This is a genomic window from Streptomyces sp. NRRL B-1140, from assembly GCF_001280065.1.
Lineage (GTDB): Bacteria > Actinomycetota > Actinomycetes > Streptomycetales > Streptomycetaceae > Streptomyces.
The window spans coordinates 99,619-117,571 of the sequence record NZ_LGEA01000080.1 but is presented as its reverse complement, the minus strand read 5'-3'; the positions used below and the strand labels follow the sequence as shown (position 1 = coordinate 117,571).

Sequence of the window (17,953 nt, the reverse complement as noted above, 5' to 3'; positions counted from 1 at the left end):
TCATGCCTCCACCTCCTTGGGGGCCTCGCCGGCGAGCGTCGCCGGGCCGATGCGGACGAGGGAGCCGGGCCGCGCCCCGGTGTCGGAGGCGACACCGCCGCCGGTGGAGTTCAGTGGCAGCCACACGACCCGGTCGGGCATGTCGCTGATCCGGAGCGGGAGTTCCACCACGCCCCGCGGTCCGGTCACCGCGAGCAGGTCGCCGTCCTTCACGCCCGCCTCGGCGGCCGTCGCGGACGACACGCGCGCCCATGCCGCGTGCCGGGTTCCGGCGAGGGCCTCGTCGCCCTGCTGGAGGACGCCCTGGTCGAGCAGCAGCCGGTGCCCGGCGAGGACGGCTTCTCCGATGGCCGGCCTCGGCAGCGCGGCAGCGGTCTCCAGGGGCTCTCCGGCCCGCGGTCCGTCCCAGGCGCCGAGCCGGTCGATCTCGCCGCGCACGGTACGCAGGTCCGGCAGCCCGAGATGGACGTCCATGGCGTCTGCCAGCATCTGCAGCACACGCGCGTCGGTGGGAGCCGGGCGTCGGGTCATCTGGTCGGGCTTGAGTGCCGCCTCGAAGAAGCGGATGCGGCCTTCCCAGTTGAGGAAGGTGCCGGCCTTCTCGGCGACCGCCGCGACGGGCAGGACGACATCGGCCTTGCGGCTGATCTCGCTCGGCCGCAGCTCCAGCGAGACGAGGAAGCCCACTTCGTCCAGCGCCGCACGCGCGCGTGCCGGGTCGGGCAGATCGGCGATCTCCACACCCGCCACCAGCAGGGCCTGGAGTTCACCGGTCGCGGCGGCCTCCACGATCTGGCCGGTGTCACGGCCGTAGCGGTGCGGAAGCCCCGCGACGCCCCAGACGGCGGCGACCTCGTCCCGCGCGCGCGGGTCGGTGGCCGGGCGCCCGCCCGGCAGCAGCGAGGGCAGCGCGCCCGCCTCGATCGCGCCGCGTTCCCCGGCCCGGCGCGGGATCCACACCAGCCGGGCCCCGGTCGCGGCGGCGGTGCGGCCGGCGGCGGTGAGCCCGCCGGCCACGGCCGCCAGCCGCTCGCCGACGACGATCACCGCGCCCTCGGCGCGCAGCGCCTCGGCGGCGAGCGCACCGTCGTCCTCCAGGCCGGCACCGCTCGCGAGCGCGTCCAGCCACTCGGTCTCGGTGCCGGGGGCCGCCGGGAGCAGCGTGCCGCCGGCCTTCTCCAGACCGCGCGTGGCGTGTGTGGCCAGGGAGTAGACCTTCTGCCCGTGCCCCCGCCATGCCTTGCGCAGCCGCAGGAAGACGCCGGGCGCCTCCTCCTCCGCCTCGAACCCGACGAGCAGGACGGCCGGGGCCTTCTCCAGCGCGGTGTACGTGACGCCCGTGCCGTCGAGGTCCCGGCCACGCCCGGCGATCTGCGCGGCGAGGAAGTCGGCCTCCTCGCTGCTGTGCACGCGCGCGCGGAAGTCGATGTCGTTGGTGTCGAGCGCCACGCGCGCGAACTTGCTGTACGCGTAGGCGTCCTCGACGGTGAGGCGGCCGCCGGTCAGGACGCCGGTGCGGCCCCGGGAGGCCAGCAGCCCCTGGGCCGCGATCTGCAGCGCCTCGGGCCAGGAGGCGGGCTCCAGCTCGCCCTCGGCGTTGCGCACCAGCGGCGTCTCGAGCCGGTCGCGCTGCTGCGCGTACCGGAAGCCGAACCGCCCCTTGTCGCAGATCCACTCCTCGTTGACCTCGGGGTCGTCGGCCGCCAGTCGCCGCATGACCTTGCCGCGGCGGTGGTCGGTGCGGGTGGCGCAGCCGCCGGAGCAGTGCTCGCACACCGACGGGGAGGACACCAGGTCGAAGGGGCGGGAGCGGAATCGGTACGCCGCCGAGGTCAGCGCTCCCACGGGGCAGATCTGGATGGTGTTGCCGGAGAAGTACGACTCGAACGGGTCGCCCTCGCCGGTGCCGACCTGCTGGAGCGCGCCCCGCTCGATCAGCTCGATCATCGGGTCGCCCGCGACCTGGTTGGAGAACCGGGTGCAGCGGGCGCACAGCACGCACCGTTCGCGGTCGAGCAGCACCTGTGTGGAGATCGGGACGGGCTTCTCGTAGGTCCGCTTGCGGCCCTCGAAGCGGGAGTCGGCGTCGCCGTGCGACATGGCCTGGTTCTGCAGCGGGCACTCACCGCCCTTGTCGCAGACCGGGCAGTCCAGCGGGTGGTTGATGAGCAGGAGCTCCATCACACCCTTCTGGGCCTTTTCGGCGACCGGGGAGGTGAGGTGAGTCTTGACGACCATCCCGTCCGTACAGGTGATCGTGCAGGACGCCATGGGCTTGCGCTGGCCCTCGACCTCGACGATGCACTGCCGGCAGGCACCGGCCGGGTCGAGCAGGGGGTGGTCGCAGAACCGGGGGATCTCGATGCCGAGCTGTTCGGCGGCCCGGATGACCAGGGTGCCCTTGGGCACGCTGATCTCGGCGCCGTCGATCGTCAGCGACACGAGGTCCTCCGGCGGGACCGCCGCTTCTCCCCCGCCGGAGGGAGAGCTGGTGGTCACGGTCATGCGTTCACCTCCGTGCGGTCGGCCCAGGCCGTCGACTTGGCCGGGTCGAAGGGGCAGCCCCGGCCCGTGATGTGCTGCTCGTACTCCTCGCGGAAGTACTTGAGCGAGGAGAAGATCGGCGAGGCGGCGCCGTCGCCGAGGGCGCAGAAGGACTTGCCGTTGATGTTGTCGGCGATGTCGTTCAGCTTGTCGAGGTCGGACATCTGTCCCTTGCCGGCCTCGATGTCGCGCAGCAGCTGCACGAGCCAGTAGGTGCCTTCGCGGCAGGGCGTGCATTTGCCGCAGGACTCGTGGGCGTAGAACTCCGTCCAGCGGGTGACGGCACGGACCACGCAGGTCGTCTCGTCGAAGCACTGGAGTGCTTTCGTGCCGAGCATGGAACCCGCGGCGCCCACTCCTTCGTAGTCAAGGGGGACGTCCAGGTGCTCGTCGGTGAACATCGGGGTCGAGGAGCCGCCCGGCGTCCAGAACTTGAGGCGGTGCCCTGGGCGCATCCCGCCGCTCATGTCGAGGAGCTGGCGGAGCGTGATTCCGAGCGGCGCCTCGTACTGGCCGGGGCTGGCGACGTGGCCGGACAGGGAGTAGAGCGTGAAGCCGGGCGACTTCTCACTCCCCATCGACCGGAACCATTCCTTGCCCCGCTGCAGGATCGCGGGAACCGACGCGATCGATTCGACGTTGTTCACCACAGTCGGGCACGCATAGAGGCCCGCGACGGCAGGGAAGGGGGGACGGAGCCGCGGCTGGCCCCGGCGGCCTTCGAGCGAGTCGAGCAGTGCGGTCTCCTCACCGCAGATGTACGCGCCCGCGCCCGCGTGCACGGTGATGTCGAGGTCGAGTCCGCTGTCCAGGATGTTCTCGCCGAGGAAGCCCGCCTCGTAGGCCTCGCGCACGGCGGAGTGCAACCGCCGCAGTACGGGGACGACTTCACCCCGCAGATAGATGAAGGCGTGCGACGACCTGATGGCGTAACACGCGATGATCATGCCCTCGATGAGGCTGTGCGGGTTCGCGAAGAGGAGCGGGATGTCCTTGCACGTCCCGGGCTCCGACTCGTCGGCGTTGACGACAAGATAGTGCGGCTTTCCGTCACCCTGGGGAATGAACTGCCACTTCATCCCGGTGGGGAAGCCCGCGCCGCCGCGTCCGCGCAGACCGGAGTCCTTGACGTACGCGATCAGGTCGTCCGGGGACATGGCGAGCGCCTTGCGCAGCCCTTCATAGCCGTCGTACCGCCGGTAGACGTCCAGCGTCCAGGACTTGTCCTCGTCCCAGAAGGCCGAGAGCACCGGTGCGAGCAGCTTCTCGGGGCTCGTGTCTTTCAGCTCGGGTGCCAAGGTCATCACTCCCCCTCCTCGGCGGTGGGCCCGGCCGGGTGGGCCGGGTCGGAGGCCGACGTGTCCTGCGGCGCGTCGTGCGAGCTCAAGTGCTCCGTCGGTGACGGCTCGTGCGGTGCCCCGGTGCGGGCCGCCTCGCCGCGCGGGTGCACCACGCGCGCGGGAGAGGCCTCGCCCTTGGCGAGCTTCAGGCCGACGAGGGAGGCGGGTCCCGCGCTTCCCCCCGACTCCACGGCTCCCTCCCGCTCGTCGGGGAAGCCGGCCAGGATCCGGGCGGTCTCCTTGAAGGTGCACATGCGCGCCCCGCGAGTGGGGGTGACCGGCCGGCCCGCGCGCAAGTCGTCGACGAGGCTCTTGGCGCTGTCGGGGGTCTGGTTGTCGAAGAACTCCCAGTTGACCATCACGACCGGCGCGAAGTCGCAGGCCGCGTTGCACTCGATGTGCTCCAGGGTGACCTTGCCGTCGCCGGTGGTCTCGCCGTTGCCGACGCCGAGGTGCTCCTGGAGCTCCTCGAAGATCGCGTCCCCGCCCATCACGGCGCACAGGGTGTTGGTGCACACCCCGACCTGGTAGTCACCGCTCGGCTTGCGCCGGTACATGGTGTAGAAGGTGGCGACGGCGGTGACCTCGGCCGTGGTCAGGCCGAGCACGTCCGCGCAGAACTGCATCCCGGTGCGGGTGACGTGCCCCTCCTCGGCCTGCACGAGGTGCAGCAGCGGCAGCAGCGCGGACCGGGAGTCCGGGTAGCGGGCGATGACCTCGCGCGCGTCCGTCTCCAGACGGGCCCGGACGTCGTCCGGGTAGGCGGGGGCGGGCAGTTCGGGCATGCCCAGGCTGACGCCCCGCTCGGAAGACGATGTGGTCACCGGTCGACGCCTCCCATCACGGGGTCGATGGACGCCACCGCGACGATGACGTCGGCGACCTGGCCGCCCTCGCACATCGCCGCCATGGCCTGCAGGTTGGTGAAGGACGGGTCGCGGAAGTGGACCCGGTAGGGGCGGGTGCCGCCGTCGGACACGACGTGCACCCCGAGTTCGCCCTTGGGCGACTCGACCGCCGCGTAGGCCTGCCCCGGCGGGACGCGGAAGCCCTCGGTGACCAGTTTGAAGTGGTGGATCAGGGCCTCCATGGAGGTGCCCATGATCTTCTTGATGTGGTCGAGGGAGTTGCCCAGGCCGTCGGGGCCGAGGGCGAGCTGGGCGGGCCAGGCGATCTTCTTGTCGGCGACCATGACCGGGCCGGGCTGGAGCCGGTCCAGGCACTGCTCGACGATCCTCAGCGACTGGCGCATCTCCTCCAGCCGGATGAGGAAGCGGCCGTAGGAGTCGCAGGTGTCGGCGGTCGGGATCTCGAAGTCGTACGTCTCGTAACCGCAGTACGGCTGCGCCTTGCGCAGGTCGTGGGGCAGGCCGGTGGAGCGCAGGATCGGGCCCGTCGCGCCGAGGGCCATGCAGCCGGCCAGGTCGAGGTAGCCCACGTCCTGCATACGGGCCTTGAAGATGGGGTTCCCGGTGGCGAGCTTGTCGTACTCCGGGAGGTTCTTCTTCATCTTCTTCACGAACTCGCGGATCTGGTCCACCGCGCCGGGCGGCAGGTCCTGGGCGAGTCCGCCGGGGCGGATGTACGCGTGGTTCATCCGCAGGCCGGTGATCAGCTCGTAGATATCGAGAATGAGTTCACGATCACGAAAGCCGTAGATCATGATCGTGGTCGCGCCGAGTTCCATGCCGCCGGTGGCGATGCACACCAGGTGGGAGGAGAGCCGGTTCAGCTCCATCAGGAGCACGCGGATGATCGAGGCCCGGTCGGGGATCTGGTCCTCGATGCCGAGGAGCTTCTCCACGCCGAGGCAGTACGCCGTCTCGTTGAAGAACGGCGTCAGGTAGTCCATGCGCGTCACGAACGTGGTGCCCTGCGTCCACGTCCGGTACTCGAGGTTCTTCTCGATGCCGGTGTGCAGGTAACCGATTCCGCAGCGGGCCTCGGTGACGGTCTCGCCGTCGATCTCCAGGATCAGGCGGAGCACACCGTGGGTGGACGGGTGCTGGGGGCCCATGTTGACGACGATGCGCTCGTCGTCGGCGCGGGCCGCGGTCTCGACGACCTCGTCCCAGTCGCCGCCGGTGACCGTGTAGACGGTTCCTTCGGTGGTCTCGCGAGGAGAAGCGTGCGAGGTGCTCATGAGTACGACCTCCGCTGGTCCGGAGCCGGGATCTGGGCGCCCTTGTACTCGACGGGGATGCCGCCGAGGGGGTAGTCCTTGCGCTGCGGGAAGCCCTGCCAGTCGTCCGGCATCATGATCCGCGTCAGGGCGGGGTGGCCGTCGAAGACGATTCCGAAGAAGTCGTACGTCTCGCGCTCGTGCCAGTCGTTCGTCGGATAGACCGAGAACAGCGACGGGATGTGCGGGTCGCTGTCGGGGGCGCTGACCTCCAGGCGGATCACCCGGTTGTGGGTGATCGAGCGCAGGTGGTAGACGGCGTGCAGCTCGCGGCCCTTGTCGTTCGGGTAGTGCACGCCGCTGACGCCGGTGCACAGCTCGAAGCGCAGGGCCGGGTCGTCGCGCAGGGTGCGGGCGACGAGGACGAGGTGCTCGCGCTCGATGTGGAAGGTCAGCTCGTCGCGGTCGACGACCGTCTTCTCGATGGCGTTGTCCGGGAGCAGGCCCTGCTCCTCCAGGGCGCCCTCCAGCTCGTCGGCGACCTCGTCGAACCAGCCGCCGTAGGGGCGGGCCGCCGGCCCCGGGAGCCGCACCGAGCGGACCAGGCCGCCGTAGCCGGTGGTGTCGCCGCCGTTGTTCGCGCCGAACATGCCGCGCTGGACGCGGATCTCCTCGCCGCCCTGGCCGCGCTGGCCCGGGAGGTTCTCCGCGGAGAGGTCCTTCTCGGGGTTGACCCCGTTGCCGTTCGCGTCGCTCATCGCAGCAGCCCCTTCATTTCGATGGTGGGCAGGGCCTTGAGCGCCGCTTCCTCCGCCTCGCGGGCCGCTTCCTCGGCGTTCACGCCGAGCTTGGAGGACTGGATCTTCTGGTGGAGCTTGAGGATCGCGTCCATCAGCATCTCCGGCCGGGGCGGGCAGCCGGGGAGGTAGATGTCGACCGGCACGATGTGGTCGACGCCCTGGACGATGGCGTAGTTGTTGAACATGCCGCCCGAGGAGGCGCAGACCCCCATGGAGATCACCCACTTGGGGTTCGGCATCTGGTCGTAGACCTGCCGGAGCACCGGCGCCATCTTCTGGCTCACCCGGCCGGCGACGATCATCAGGTCCGCCTGGCGGGGCGAACCGCGGAAGACCTCCATGCCGAAGCGCGCCAGGTCGTAGCGGCCTGCGCCGGTGGTCATCATCTCGATGGCGCAGCAGGCGAGGCCGAAGGTGGCGGGGAAGACCGAGGCCTTGCGCACCCAGCCCGCGGCCTGCTCGACGGTGGTCAGCAGGAAGCCGCTCGGCAGCTTTTCTTCGAGTCCCATGACGTGTGGCCCCTCAGTCCCATTCCAGGCCGCCGCGCCGCCACACGTACGCGTACGCGACGAAGACGGTGAGCACGAAGAGCAGCATCTCCACGAGCCCGAAGATCCCCAGGGCGTCGAAGGTGACGGCCCAGGGGTAGAGGAAGACGATCTCGATGTCGAAGACGATGAAGAGCATCGCCGTCAGGTAGTACTTGATGGGGAAGCGCCCGCCACCGGCCGGCGTGGGGGTCGGCTCGATACCGCACTCGTAGGCCTCGAGCTTGGCCCGGTTGTACCGCTTGGGCCCGATCAACGTGGCCATGACCACGGAGAAGATCGCAAAGCCTGCCCCGAGGGCTCCCAGTACGAGGATGGGCGCATACGCGTTCACCGCTCCTCGCTCCTCTCAGTCGGCACTGACTGCTGGCGGTTTGCGTCGGGCTCACTTCCGGCCCACCAGTCCCTCGAACCCCGCACGCCCCGGCGAAGATCGGGAACATGTGAAGCAGGTCACAAGCCCAACCGCGTGCATCTTATGCCGGACGCTCTGTGATCTGCGACACGGGGTATTGCACAAGCTTTGTGATCTCCACCACCTGACGATCGATCATGAAGTCGGATGAGCGGTGATCTTCACACGCGAAGCGTCCGAGTGATCACGAGAGGTGACATTTTGGCTCGTCAGTGCAGGCCGGAGGGGGCGTCTCAATATCAAGAGGGTTCTCTTGCATGCAAATTCGCGATGGGCTTGATCTCTTGATAGAGGCGCGTTCACACGTCAGGGGGCCCACGGGGTGAGGAGTGGACGCGTGCACGCGTTCACGATCTCCGCGAGCTCGTGACACGGCCGTGATCTATGCGCCGGGACGCGGTCGACAGGGCAGCCGTTCCGTGACCTCCGTCACACAGATGAGACCTCCGTGAGAACGGGGCTTGGCCAATCAAGCCAACGGATGGTAGGCGCGGGGCAATTCGGGCGTATTGATCAAACACCGTGATCACAGGCCGGTCACGGGGTGCCCGCAATGTCCGTTACGGCGTCAATAAAGAGTCTCATTCGGGGGTTTTGACGGCCCGATTGAGTAACTGTGGCGCAGCACACGTTTCTTGAAGATATGAAGGAGCCCCTGGTACCGGTTATTCCCATGTCCCACACCGCTCACATACGCAGCCACCGGAAACCCCGCCGCAGCGCGACCTCTTCGATCGCCCTGCGCGCCGGCGTTGCCGGTGGCGTTCTCAGCATGGCAGCGGCGGGCGCGTCGGCTTCGGCGAGCGCCGCCGAGCCGGTGACGCAGACCATCGAACTGCCCACCCTGACGGCCGACATGTCCGCTCAGGTCGCCCAGTCCGCCGCCGCCACCCAGCAGGCCGCGGCGAACTACGAGCTGCGCGCCGAGCGTGACGCCGCCGCCGCGAAGGCCGCCGCGGAGGCCAAGAAGGACCTCGCCGAGGCCAAGAAGAAGGCGGAGGCCAAGAAGAAGGCCGCCGAGGCCGCCCGCAAGGCCGCCGCCGAGCGCGCCAACCGCAGCACCGAGCGCGCCACCCTCTCCGCGTCCGCGTCCGCCTCGACGTCCGTGTCGGCACCCGCCAGCGGCAGCGTCGCGACGGTCATCGCGTTCCTCAAGGCCCAGGTGGGCGACGCCTACGTCATGGGCGCCACCGGCCCCAACGCCTGGGACTGCTCCTCCCTCGTGCAGGCCGCGTACAAGCAGGTTGGTGTGGACCTGCCGCGCGTCTCGCAGGACCAGTCGATGGCCGGCACGGACGTCCCGCTGTCCAGCATCCAGGTCGGCGACATCCTGTACTGGGGCGGCAAGGGCTCCGCGTACCACGTGGGTGTCTACATCGGGAACGGCCAGTACCTCGACGCGGCCAACCCCTCCAAGGGCGTCGTCATCCAGGACCTGTCGGGCTACCCGGCGTCGGGCGCGGTGCGCGTCCTCTGACGCCGCACACCCTCCGGAACCTCCGCACATACGGGCTCGAGGGCCGTCGCCACTCCTGGGCGACGGCCCTCCCGGCCTGTCCGGGGCCATCCGGCTCCCGCTCCCCCACCTCGCCCCCCAAGGCGCTCCAGAGGCACTCAGGGCCCTTCTGAAGGCCACTCGGCACCACGGCCCGCCCCTGCGCTTCGCCACCCCCGCACCGAGTGCCCGAATTGTCCCGTCCTGGCGGGGTGTTGAGGGTGAGCCGCACGGTCGCCTCGGCGTCCTCGCTCCCCTGACGGGCCGAAAGTCCCGTACGCCCCGGAATGATCCGGCCCGATGGCTGCGTGTGGCCGGCCCGTCGACTCGCACACCGGCGGCGCGGGCCGGGCCCGCGCCGACCCCGCCCGGCACCACAGCACGGCGGGCCGCTCACGCCCCCTGCAAGGGGCGGGCCGCTCGGCCCGCCCCGTCACCGCCCAGCGGGTCGTTCAGGCCTTCGGGGCCACCCTGCTCAGCCCGTTGATGATGCGGTCCATCGCGTCGCCGCCCGTGGGGTCGGTGAGGTTCGCCAGGAGCTTCAGCGTGAACTTCATCAGCATCGGGTGCGTCAGACCGCGCTGGGCCGCGATCTGCATGACCTTCGGGTTGCCGATGAGCTTCACGAAGGCGCGGCCGAGCGTGTAGTAGCCGCCGTAGGTGTCCTTCAGGACGCGCGGATAACGCTGGAGGGCCAGTTCGCGGCTCGCCGGCGTCGGCCGGGCGTGAGCCTGGACGATGACGTCGGCGGCGATCTGGCCGGACTCCATGGCGTAGGCGATGCCCTCGCCGTTGAAGGGGTTCACCAGGCCGCCGGCGTCGCCGACGAGCAGCAGTCCCTTGGTGTAGTGCGGCTGGCGGTTGAAGGCCATCGGCAGGGCGGCGCCGCGGATCGGGCCGGTCATGTTGTCCGGCGTGTAACCCCAGTCCTCCGGCATCGACGCGCACCAGGCCTTCAGGACCTCGCGCCAGTCCAGCTCCTTGAAGGAGTCGGAGGTGTTGAGCACGCCCAGGCCGACGTTCGAGGTGCCGTCGCCCATGCCGAAGATCCAGCCGTAGCCGGGCAGGAGGCGGTCCTCGGCGCCGCGGCGGTCCCACAGCTCAAGCCAGGACTCCAGGTAGTCGTCCTCGTGGCGCGGGCTGGTGAAGTACGTGCGCACCGCCACACCCATCGGCCGGTCCTCACGGCGGTGCAGGCCCATCGCGAGGGACAGCCGGGTGGAGTTGCCGTCGGCGGCGACGACGAGCGGCGCGTGGAAGGTGACCTCGCGCTTCTCCTCGCCGAGCTTGGCGTGCACCCCCGTGATGCGGCCCGTGCGGTCGTCGACGATCGGCGCGCCCACGTTGCACCGCTCGAAGAGCCGCGCCCCGGCCTTCTGGGCCTGCCGGGCGAGCTGCTCGTCGAAGTCGTCGCGCTTGCGGACGAGACCGTAGTCGGGGAAGGAGGCCAGATCCGGCCAGTCGAGCTGGAGCCGCACCCCGCCGCCGATGATGCGCAGGCCCTTGTTGCGCAGCCAGCCGGCTTCCTCCGAGATGTCGATGCCCATGGCGACCAGCTGCTTGACGGCACGCGGGGTGAGGCCGTCACCGCAGACCTTCTCGCGCGGGAACGCGGTCTTCTCCAGCAGGAGGACGTCGAGCCCCGCCTTGGCGAGGTGGTAGGCGGTGGTGGAGCCCGCCGGGCCCGCGCCCACGACGATCACATCGGCGGTGTTCTCCGAGAGGGGCTCGGTCACGACACTCACGGCGGGATCTCCCCAAGGTTCGGCATTGATGTGCCGGCCGGCACGGGACATGGGCAGTCTATGCAGCGGCATTCATCACCCGGCTGAAGGGCTGCCCCGTGAACCGAGTTCTCCCCGCCGTGCGGCTGCGCGTCCCCACCCACGAGGACGCGTTCGTCTGGCACCGGATCTTCGACGACCCGGACGTCATGGAGTTCCAGGGCGGCAGGGCCGCGGAGCTGTCGGTCTACGAGGAGCTCACCGCCCGCCAGCGCCGGCACGACGCCGAGCTCGGCTTCTGCCTGTGGACCGTGCTCGACGAGTCGGGGCAGGTCATCGGCTTCACCGGCGCCCAGCCGTGGGAGCGGGCCTGGGGCCCGGTCGGCGAGATCGAGATCGGCTGGCGGCTCGGCCGGGAGCACTGGGGCAGGGGCTACGTGACGGCGGCCGCGGCGCAGACGCTGGACCGGATGCGGGCGGTCGGCGTGCCGGGCGTGGTCGCGATGGTCGACGCCCGCAACACCCGCTCCATCGCCGTGACGCGACGACTCGGAATGCGCCTCGCCGAGACCTTCACGACTCCGGCCTCGCAGCGGACGGGGCACTGCTACCGGCTCGACCTCCCGGCCGCTGCCGGAGAGTAGCCGACTGTCACAGGACGAAACCCGTCGCTTCCGGTCGGAACGGGGCGGGAGTTACCCTTCCTGTACCGCTGGGGGTGACATCTGTGCACATATCCCGCAAGACACCCGATGTGCGCGTACCGCGTCTGGTCGGCCTGATGGCCATGGACGCGCGGGAGGCGGCCCGGGCGCAGGGCCTCCTCCTCACCACGCCGGACCGGCCCGAGACCCCGCTCGCCGTCGTCGACTACGTCGTACGCCAGTACCCGCAGCCCGGTGCCGAGGTGCCGCGGGAGTCGATGGTCTATGTGTGGTTCGACTTCGGACCCGGGGAGGGTGGTGGGGGTGTGCACGAACCGCGGATCCCGCGTCCGCCCCGGGGCGGTCTCCAGCGCGAGCTGGACGAGCCGGGCGACCCCTACATGGTCCTCAGCTCGCCTTGAAGCCCCGGTGCAGAGCGACGATCCCACCGCTCAGGTTGCGCCAGGCCACCCGCGACCAGCCGGCCTTGCCCAGCCGCTCGGCCAGCGCGGGCTGGTCGGGCCAGGCGCGGATGGACTCGGCGAGGTAGACGTAGGCGTCGGGGCTGGAGGACACGGCCCGGGCGACCGGCGGCAGGGCGCGCATCAGGTACTCGGTGTAGACCGTGCGGAACGGCGCCCACGTCGGGTGCGAGAACTCGCAGATCACGATCCGCCCGCCGGGCCGGGTCACCCGGAGCATCTCGCGCAGGGCGGCGTCCGTGTCCTGCACGTTGCGCAGCCCGAAGGAGATCGTGACGGCGTCGAAGGTGTCGTCCTTGAAGGGGAGCCTCGTCGCGTCGCCGGCGGTGTACGGCAGCCAGGGCTGCCGCTGCTTTCCGACCTGGAGCATGCCCTGGGAGAAGTCGCACGGGACGACGTAGGCGCCGGTGCGGGCGAAGGGCAGGGAAGAGGTGCCGGTGCCCGCCGCGAGGTCGAGGATCTTCTGCGCGGGGCGCGCGTCGACCGCCTTGGCGACCTCCTTGCGCCATCGCCGGTCCTGGCCGAGGGACAGCACGTCGTTGGTCAGGTCGTACCGTTCCGCCACGTCGTCGAACATCGAGGCGACTTCGTGCGGCTGCTTGTCCAGGGATGCGCGGGTCACGGGCCCATTCTTGCAGCACCCCCTCAGGGCGGGAGCCGCGGCCGCTGCCGCGCCGTCGTCGAGGGCAGGCCCGGTGATGCGACACCCGCGGAACGTGTCATGAGCGCCGGCCGCCGTGAGACGTTTGCGTCCGGGAAACGTATGGGTCCTCGCCCCCTGGAGTCTCACGAGAACCGGAGCGCACGGTCATGAGGAGTCTGCGGTGGCCGGCCGCCGGGATCGGGTGCCTGATCACCCTGGCCGCCACGGGCTGTGCGGGCCAGGACGGCCAGGACGGCCAGGCCCGAACGGTCCCCTCCGTCACGGCGGCGCCCGGCACCCCGGCCCGCACCGGGAGCGGCACCTCGTACGCCCCCTACGTCAGCGCCGGAAAAGCCGCCCCCACCGATGCGGCCGGTTCCCCCACGACGTACAACCTGGCGTTCGTCATAGCCGACGGTGACGACTGCGTCCCCAGCTGGGACGGCTCCCACGCCATCGGTGACCCCGGGATCACGTCCCGCATCGCGAAACTCGAGGAGGGCGGCGGCCGGGTCCGGGTCTCCTTCGGCGGCGCCCACGGCAGGGAACTCGCGGCGAGCTGCGACAGCGTGCCGGAACTGGCCACGGCCTACGGCAAGGCGCTCGACGCGGCCGGTACGCCCCTGGCCGACTTCGACATCGAGGGCGACGAGCTGGGCGACTCCGCGTCCATCGCGCGGCGTTCGAAGGCGATCGCGCGGTTGCAGGAGGAACGGCCCGGACTGCAGGTCTCGTTCACCCTGCCGGTGATGCCCAAGGGCCTCGGCAAGGACAGCCTGGCGCTCCTTGCGTCCGCCAACTCCCATGCCGTGCGGGTCTCCACCGTCAACCTCATGACGATGAACTACGGCTCGTCGTACGACGGTGACATGGGCGACTACGCCCTCACCGCCGCCGAGGCCGCGCACACCCAGCTGCAGAAGACCTTCAAGACCCCGGACGCGAGCACCTGGCGGGGCATGGCGCTCACCTCGATGATCGGCGTCAACGACGTCGAGGGCGAGACGTTCACACTCGCGGACGCCGCCGAGGTCCGCGCGTTCGCCGAGGAGAAGGGCATCGCCTGGGTGTCGATGTGGTCCACGGCCCGGGACCGGCAGTGCGCGCACGGCACCGAGTCGGCGAGGGCGGGGAAGGCGGCGACCGACTGCAGCGGAGTGGCACAGAAACCGGGGGCGTTCGCGGAAGCGTTCACCGGCTGAGACCGGCTCCGGGGTCAGCGGGCTCGGGGTAAGCGGGCTCGGGGTCAGCGGGCCCGGTACACCAGGCGGCCGGCCAGCACGGTCGCCACGCAGGTCACCGCGCCGCGCTCGCGCAGGGCCGTCTCGTCGGGTACGTCGAACACGGCCAGGTCGGCCCGGCCGCCGACGGACAGCGGGGCGTCGACCGTGCCGTGCAGGTCGTACCCCTCGGTGAACGGGTCGAGGCCGGGCCGCTCACCGAGGAGTGTGCCGGGAGCCCCCGTGGTCCCGACGACGGTCAGCCCGGACCGGGCGACCGCCGTGGCCACCAGCGGATCGCGGAAGCGGGCGCCGGGCGAGGCGACGGCCGTCGTGCCGTACCGCAGCATCCGCTGCACTCCGCGCCGTACGCTGCCCGACCAGCGGGTCTCGGTGAGATCACCCAGAGCGGCCAACTTCTCGCCCCACAGGGGTTCTTCGCCCAGCTCGTCGGCTTCGCGCGGGTCGGGGTGGTAGCAGTGGCGCAGCAGCCACAGCGGGTGCCACTGGCGCAGACCGGGGGTGAGCACGCCCGGCCAGCGCCGCACGCGCGCGCCCGGTGCCTGTTCGGCGAGCTCCTCGTACGGCCCGAAAGCCGCGATCCGGTCGCCGTCCACCAGCACGGCGCCGTCCACGACGGCGGTGCCCGTGCCGCGTGTGTCGGCGCCGGGTGCGTCCGTGCCGGGTGCCGCGCCCGCCGGGAGGAGCAGCGGGGCGGCGTGGATCGTCAGCACGGTGGGGTCAGTTGGGGGCCAGCAGCTTCAGCTCGGGGTGAGCCGTGCCGCCCGCGATGGCCGTGGAGGAGATGTGCGAGACCACGCGGTCGTCGACCGGGTCGTTCGCCGGGTCCTCGTGGACGACGAGGTGCTCGTAGGTGGTGGCGCGCTGGGCGGGCACCCGGCCCGCCTTCCGGATCAGATCGATGATCTCCATCCGGTTGGACCGGTGCTTGGCACCAGCCGACGACACCACGTTCTCCTCCAGCATGATCGAGCCGAGGTCGTCGGCGCCGTAGTGCAGGGAGAGCTGGCCGACCTCCTTGCCCGTGGTCAGCCAGGAGCCCTGGATGTGGGCGATGTTGTCCATGAACAGCCGCGCGATGGCGATCATGCGCAGGTACTCGAAGAGCGTCGCCTGCGTGCGGCCCTTCAGGTGGTTGTTCTCCGGCTGGTAGGTGTACGGGATGAAGGCGCGGAAGCCGCCCGTGCGGTCCTGTACGTCCCGGATCATCCGCAGGTGCTCGATGCGCTCGGCGTTGGTCTCGCCGGTGCCCATGAGCATGGTGGAGGTGGACTCCACGCCCAGGTTGTGGGCGATCTCCATGATCTCCAGCCAGCGCTCGCCCGACTCCTTCAGCGGGGCGATGGCCTTGCGGGGCCGCTCGGGCAGCAGCTCGGCGCCGGCTCCCGCGAAGGAGTCGAGGCCCGCGGCGTGGATGCGCTGGATGGCCTCCTCCACGCTCACCTTGGAGATCCGAGCCATGTGCTCGACCTCGGACGCCCCCAGGCTGTGGATGACCAGTTGCGGGAATTCCTTCTTGATCGCCGCGAAGTGCTTCTCGTAGTACTCGACGCCGTAGTCCGGGTGGTGCCCGCCCTGGAACATGATCTGCGTACCGCCCAGCTCGACGGTCTCCGCGCAGCGGCGCAGGATGTCGTCGAGGTCGCGCGTCCAGCCCTTGTCGGTGTCCTTGGGCGCGGCGTAGAAGGCGCAGAAGCGGCACGCCGTCACGCAGACGTTCGTGTAGTTGATGTTGCGCTCGATGATGTACGTCGCGATGTGCTCGGTCCCGGCGTACCGGCGGCGGCGTACGGCGTCGGCGGCGGCGCCCAGGGCGTGCAGCGGGGCGTCCCGGTACAGCACGAGTGCCTCGTCCGGGGTGATCCGGCCACCGGCGGCTGCACGGTCGAGGATGGGCTGAAGGTCGGCCTTCTCGGTCACCGGGCGTCCCTTTCGTAAGGGTTGTGGACGGACCAGCCCAGCGTACGCCAGGGCTTCGGTGGGCCGGACGTCAGGCCGTGGGGGTGGCGTGACCGTAGCGGGCGGGCGGGGTCCGCGGCGTCGAGAGGCGCTGCGGCTCGCGGCGCCGGGCGAGCCACAGGACGAGCGCGGCGTAGAGCAGATCGGTGGCCATGGCGGTGAGGGCCAGCGGCCAGGGCGCGTCGGCCGCGGTCTCGTCCGACGACAGGCCGCCGACGAGCGCGGCGGAGACGCCGAAGGCCAGCAGGTTGTTCAGGACGTGCAGGACGATGGCCGCTTCCAGTCCGCCGGTGCGGATCGTGAGCAGACCCATCACCAGACCGTTCACCGCCAGCCCGAGGAAGCCCCACCGGGTGCCCCAGCCGTGGGCCGCGGCGAACAGTACGGCCTGCGGGATCACGGCGAGCCACGGGGAGCGCACGAACGCCCCGACCGCCTGGAGCAGCCAGCCGCGGAAGACGTACTCCTCGGCCGCGGCCTGGAGCGGGACGAGGACGGCCAGCACGGCCAGGGCCGCGAGGAAAGAGCGCCAGCCCACAAAGGTGTCGGACTCGTCCGAGCCGCCCGGCAGGAAGAAGGAGATCCCCGTGAGCAGGAGGAGGGGCGGCATCCCGGCCAGCAGACACCACCCGAGCCAGCCGATCCGCAGCCGCCCGGTGACCGACGTGACGGTCCCGGCGGCCCGTCTCGCCGGCCACAACGTGGCCAGCAGTACCAGGGGGAGGGCTGTCGCGATGGCCACGAGATCCATCGCGGTGTTCCCTAGCGGCCCCAAGTTGGCACCGCCGTCGGGCAGTTCCGGGGCACCGAGCGCCGTGCCGAGCGCGTAGGAGAAGGCCAGCAGCACGAGCAGGATCACGAAATAGGCGAAGGCAAGCAGCAACGTCCCGGCCGGCGGCCGCCACCAGCGGTGGCGTCCTGTGGTGCGGTCCAGGCGGTGGTACGGATGGGGGGCGGGGTCCGGGAACGGCCCGGCGGGGGGCGGGGACGGGTAGGCGGGGTAAGAAGGTGTGTTTGTCATGATCAGCATCATGACAGCGCCGGTGCGGCGGATCACGGGCGTTCGGCGGGCTCTCGGAGGCGTCTCGGCGTGCCGGATCACCTGGTACGCCCCGGACCCTGCGGTCAGGCCGTGTACGCCCCCACCAGAAGGCCCAGGAACGCGCCCGCGATCAGGAACGGGCCGAAGGGGATGGCTGTTTTGCGGGTGGCCCGGCGGATGATCACCAGGGCCGCGCCGTACAGCGCGCCCAGGAGGAAACCGGCGAACGTGCCGAGCATGACCGTCGGCCAGCCGTACCAGCCGAGGACCGCGCCGGCGCCGAGGGCGAGTTTGACGTCGCCGAAGCCCATGCCCGCGGGATTGATGAGGAACAGGACGAAGTAGCCGCCGCCCAGGGCGAGGGAGCCGAGCAGGGCGGTCGTCCAGTGGCCCGCGTGTTCGGGGACGAGGGCGGTGAGGCCGAGCAGGGCCAGGGCGGTCGCGGCGAAGGGGAGGGTGAGCGGGTCGGGCAGGCGCCGTACCCGGAAGTCGACGACCGTGAGCAGCACGCCGACCGGGGCGAGCAGCAGCCAGACCCCGAGCTCGGGGCGGGTGTCGGTGGCGGCGGCGAGGACCGCGCAGACCAGGGCGGTGGCGATCGTGAGGGGCGTCGTACGCGGCCCGTATCCGGACTCCGCGCACTCCGGGCAGGCCGCCCGCCCCAGCCAGCCCCTGACGGGGTGCCCGCCGGGGCACTCCTCGTGCCACGCCTCCCCCGACGGCGCCGAGAACCGGTAGGCCGCGCGCGGCAGCAGCGCTCCCGCCGCCGCACCCCACAGCGCGGCGACGAGGACCAGCAGCCCGGTGCTCATCCCGCCGCGGCGATCGCGTCACGCCACGTCGGAAGCAGCTCGTCGAGCAGTGCCTCGGTGCGCGGCGGCAGCCCCCGGGCCCCGCTGCGGCCGAAGAGGTCGGTGGCGATCCGCGTGGCTCCTGTCGCTCCCGTCGAGCTTG

17 protein-coding genes are annotated in these 17,953 nt (G+C 70.9%); 4 read left to right on the top strand and 13 right to left on the bottom strand.

What is annotated here, in order from left to right; genetic code table 11:
* From ADK65_RS09930 to ADK65_RS09900, 7 genes are read right to left on the bottom strand one after another with little or no spacing between them, the layout of a single operon-like run.
* Positions 1 to 2,505, bottom strand: a complete 2,505-nt coding sequence (locus ADK65_RS09930) for an NADH-quinone oxidoreductase subunit G (RefSeq protein WP_053669592.1) — start codon at positions 2,503 to 2,505, stop codon at positions 1 to 3.
* A complete protein-coding gene (gene nuoF / locus ADK65_RS09925; RefSeq protein ID WP_053669591.1) occupies positions 2,502 to 3,848 on the bottom strand; it encodes an NADH-quinone oxidoreductase subunit NuoF in 1,347 nt (448 codons plus the stop codon). Before nuoF ends, ADK65_RS09930 begins: the two co-directional genes overlap by 4 nt.
* Complete coding sequence (gene nuoE, locus ADK65_RS09920; protein WP_053669590.1) at positions 3,848 to 4,708, bottom strand: NADH-quinone oxidoreductase subunit NuoE; 861 nt, start codon at positions 4,706 to 4,708, stop codon at positions 3,848 to 3,850. Before nuoE ends, nuoF begins: the two co-directional genes overlap by 1 nt.
* Positions 4,705 to 6,027 (bottom strand): NADH-quinone oxidoreductase subunit D, encoded by a 1,323-nt coding sequence (locus ADK65_RS09915; RefSeq protein WP_053669589.1) that lies wholly within the window; start codon positions 6,025 to 6,027, stop codon positions 4,705 to 4,707. Before ADK65_RS09915 ends, nuoE begins: the two co-directional genes overlap by 4 nt.
* Positions 6,024 to 6,764: an NADH-quinone oxidoreductase subunit C gene (locus ADK65_RS09910; protein WP_053669588.1), complete on the bottom strand. Its 741-nt coding sequence runs from the start codon at positions 6,762 to 6,764 to the stop codon at positions 6,024 to 6,026. Before ADK65_RS09910 ends, ADK65_RS09915 begins: the two co-directional genes overlap by 4 nt.
* A complete protein-coding gene (locus ADK65_RS09905; RefSeq protein ID WP_007383964.1) occupies positions 6,761 to 7,315 on the bottom strand; it encodes a NuoB/complex I 20 kDa subunit family protein in 555 nt (184 codons plus the stop codon). The genes ADK65_RS09910 and ADK65_RS09905 overlap by 4 nt, the downstream gene beginning before the upstream one ends.
* A 13-nt stretch (positions 7,316 to 7,328) precedes the next feature.
* Complete coding sequence (locus tag ADK65_RS09900; protein WP_003992243.1) at positions 7,329 to 7,688, bottom strand: NADH-quinone oxidoreductase subunit A; 360 nt, start codon at positions 7,686 to 7,688, stop codon at positions 7,329 to 7,331.
* A gap of 724 nt (positions 7,689 to 8,412) precedes the next feature.
* Here ADK65_RS09900 and ADK65_RS09895 point away from each other — a divergent pair.
* Positions 8,413 to 9,246 carry a C40 family peptidase gene (locus ADK65_RS09895; protein ID WP_053669587.1) on the top strand — a complete coding sequence of 278 codons (834 nt, stop codon included), beginning with the start codon at positions 8,413 to 8,415 and terminating at the stop codon, positions 9,244 to 9,246.
* 470 nt (positions 9,247 to 9,716) lie between these two features.
* Here the strand turns inward: ADK65_RS09895 and ADK65_RS09890 are convergent, their stop codons facing one another.
* Positions 9,717 to 11,009: a geranylgeranyl reductase family protein gene (locus tag ADK65_RS09890; RefSeq protein WP_053669586.1), complete on the bottom strand. Its 1,293-nt coding sequence runs from the start codon at positions 11,007 to 11,009 to the stop codon at positions 9,717 to 9,719.
* A gap of 98 nt (positions 11,010 to 11,107) precedes the next feature.
* Here ADK65_RS09890 and ADK65_RS09885 point away from each other — a divergent pair, with 98 nt between their 5' ends.
* Together ADK65_RS09885 and ADK65_RS09880 are read left to right on the top strand one after the other, a co-directional pair.
* Entirely contained in the window at positions 11,108 to 11,632 is a 525-nt protein-coding gene (locus ADK65_RS09885; RefSeq protein ID WP_053669585.1) for a GNAT family N-acetyltransferase, read from the top strand.
* Positions 11,633 to 11,742: 110 nt separating this feature from the next.
* Complete coding sequence (locus ADK65_RS09880) at positions 11,743 to 12,054, top strand: PASTA domain-containing protein (protein ID WP_053669584.1); 312 nt, start codon at positions 11,743 to 11,745, stop codon at positions 12,052 to 12,054.
* Here ADK65_RS09880 and ADK65_RS09875 read toward each other — a convergent pair.
* Positions 12,041 to 12,736 (bottom strand): demethylmenaquinone methyltransferase, encoded by a 696-nt coding sequence (locus ADK65_RS09875; protein ID WP_053669583.1) that lies wholly within the window; start codon positions 12,734 to 12,736, stop codon positions 12,041 to 12,043. The genes ADK65_RS09880 and ADK65_RS09875 overlap by 14 nt on opposite strands.
* A gap of 188 nt (positions 12,737 to 12,924) precedes the next feature.
* Between ADK65_RS09875 and ADK65_RS09870 the strand changes: the two genes are divergently transcribed.
* Positions 12,925 to 13,959 carry a chitinase gene (locus tag ADK65_RS09870; RefSeq protein ID WP_053669582.1) on the top strand — a complete coding sequence of 345 codons (1,035 nt, stop codon included), beginning with the start codon at positions 12,925 to 12,927 and terminating at the stop codon, positions 13,957 to 13,959.
* 44 nt (positions 13,960 to 14,003) lie between these two features.
* On the opposite strand, the gene ADK65_RS09865 is transcribed toward ADK65_RS09870, so the two are convergent.
* The 4 genes from ADK65_RS09865 to ADK65_RS09850 all read right to left on the bottom strand — a co-directional run bounded on the left by ADK65_RS09865 (position 14,004) and on the right by ADK65_RS09850 (position 17,811).
* Complete coding sequence (locus tag ADK65_RS09865; protein ID WP_053669581.1) at positions 14,004 to 14,711, bottom strand: imidazolonepropionase-like domain-containing protein; 708 nt, start codon at positions 14,709 to 14,711, stop codon at positions 14,004 to 14,006.
* 7 nt (positions 14,712 to 14,718) lie between these two features.
* Positions 14,719 to 15,918 carry a cyclic dehypoxanthinyl futalosine synthase gene (gene mqnC, locus ADK65_RS09860; RefSeq protein ID WP_053669580.1) on the bottom strand — a complete coding sequence of 400 codons (1,200 nt, stop codon included), beginning with the start codon at positions 15,916 to 15,918 and terminating at the stop codon, positions 14,719 to 14,721.
* 70 nt (positions 15,919 to 15,988) lie between these two features.
* Positions 15,989 to 16,978, bottom strand: a complete 990-nt coding sequence (locus ADK65_RS09855; protein WP_078955886.1) for a CPBP family intramembrane glutamic endopeptidase — start codon at positions 16,976 to 16,978, stop codon at positions 15,989 to 15,991.
* 104 nt (positions 16,979 to 17,082) lie between these two features.
* Entirely contained in the window at positions 17,083 to 17,811 is a 729-nt protein-coding gene (locus ADK65_RS09850; protein WP_053669579.1) for a prepilin peptidase, read from the bottom strand.
* Positions 17,812 to 17,953 lie beyond the last annotated feature (142 nt).

What these genes read in the sequence shown, in the direction of transcription:
- ADK65_RS09910 (WP_053669588.1), bottom strand. Translation starts at nt 6,764, where the DNA reads ATGAGCGACGCGAACGGCAACGGGGTCAACCCCGAGAAGGACCTCTCC.
- ADK65_RS09905 (WP_007383964.1), bottom strand. Translation starts at nt 7,315, where the DNA reads ATGGGACTCGAAGAAAAGCTGCCGAGCGGCTTCCTGCTGACCACCGTC.
- ADK65_RS09895 (WP_053669587.1), top strand. Translation starts at nt 8,413, where the DNA reads ATGAAGGAGCCCCTGGTACCGGTTATTCCCATGTCCCACACCGCTCAC.
- ADK65_RS09850 (WP_053669579.1), bottom strand. Translation starts at nt 17,811, where the DNA reads ATGAGCACCGGGCTGCTGGTCCTCGTCGCCGCGCTGTGGGGTGCGGCG.
- ADK65_RS09870 (WP_053669582.1), top strand. Translation starts at nt 12,925, where the DNA reads ATGAGGAGTCTGCGGTGGCCGGCCGCCGGGATCGGGTGCCTGATCACC.
- ADK65_RS09855 (WP_078955886.1), bottom strand. Translation starts at nt 16,978, where the DNA reads ATGACAAACACACCTTCTTACCCCGCCTACCCGTCCCCGCCCCCCGCC.
- ADK65_RS09930 (WP_053669592.1), bottom strand. Translation starts at nt 2,505, where the DNA reads ATGACCGTGACCACCAGCTCTCCCTCCGGCGGGGGAGAAGCGGCGGTC.
- nuoF (WP_053669591.1), bottom strand. Translation starts at nt 3,848, where the DNA reads ATGACCTTGGCACCCGAGCTGAAAGACACGAGCCCCGAGAAGCTGCTC.
- ADK65_RS09915 (WP_053669589.1), bottom strand. Translation starts at nt 6,027, where the DNA reads ATGAGCACCTCGCACGCTTCTCCTCGCGAGACCACCGAAGGAACCGTC.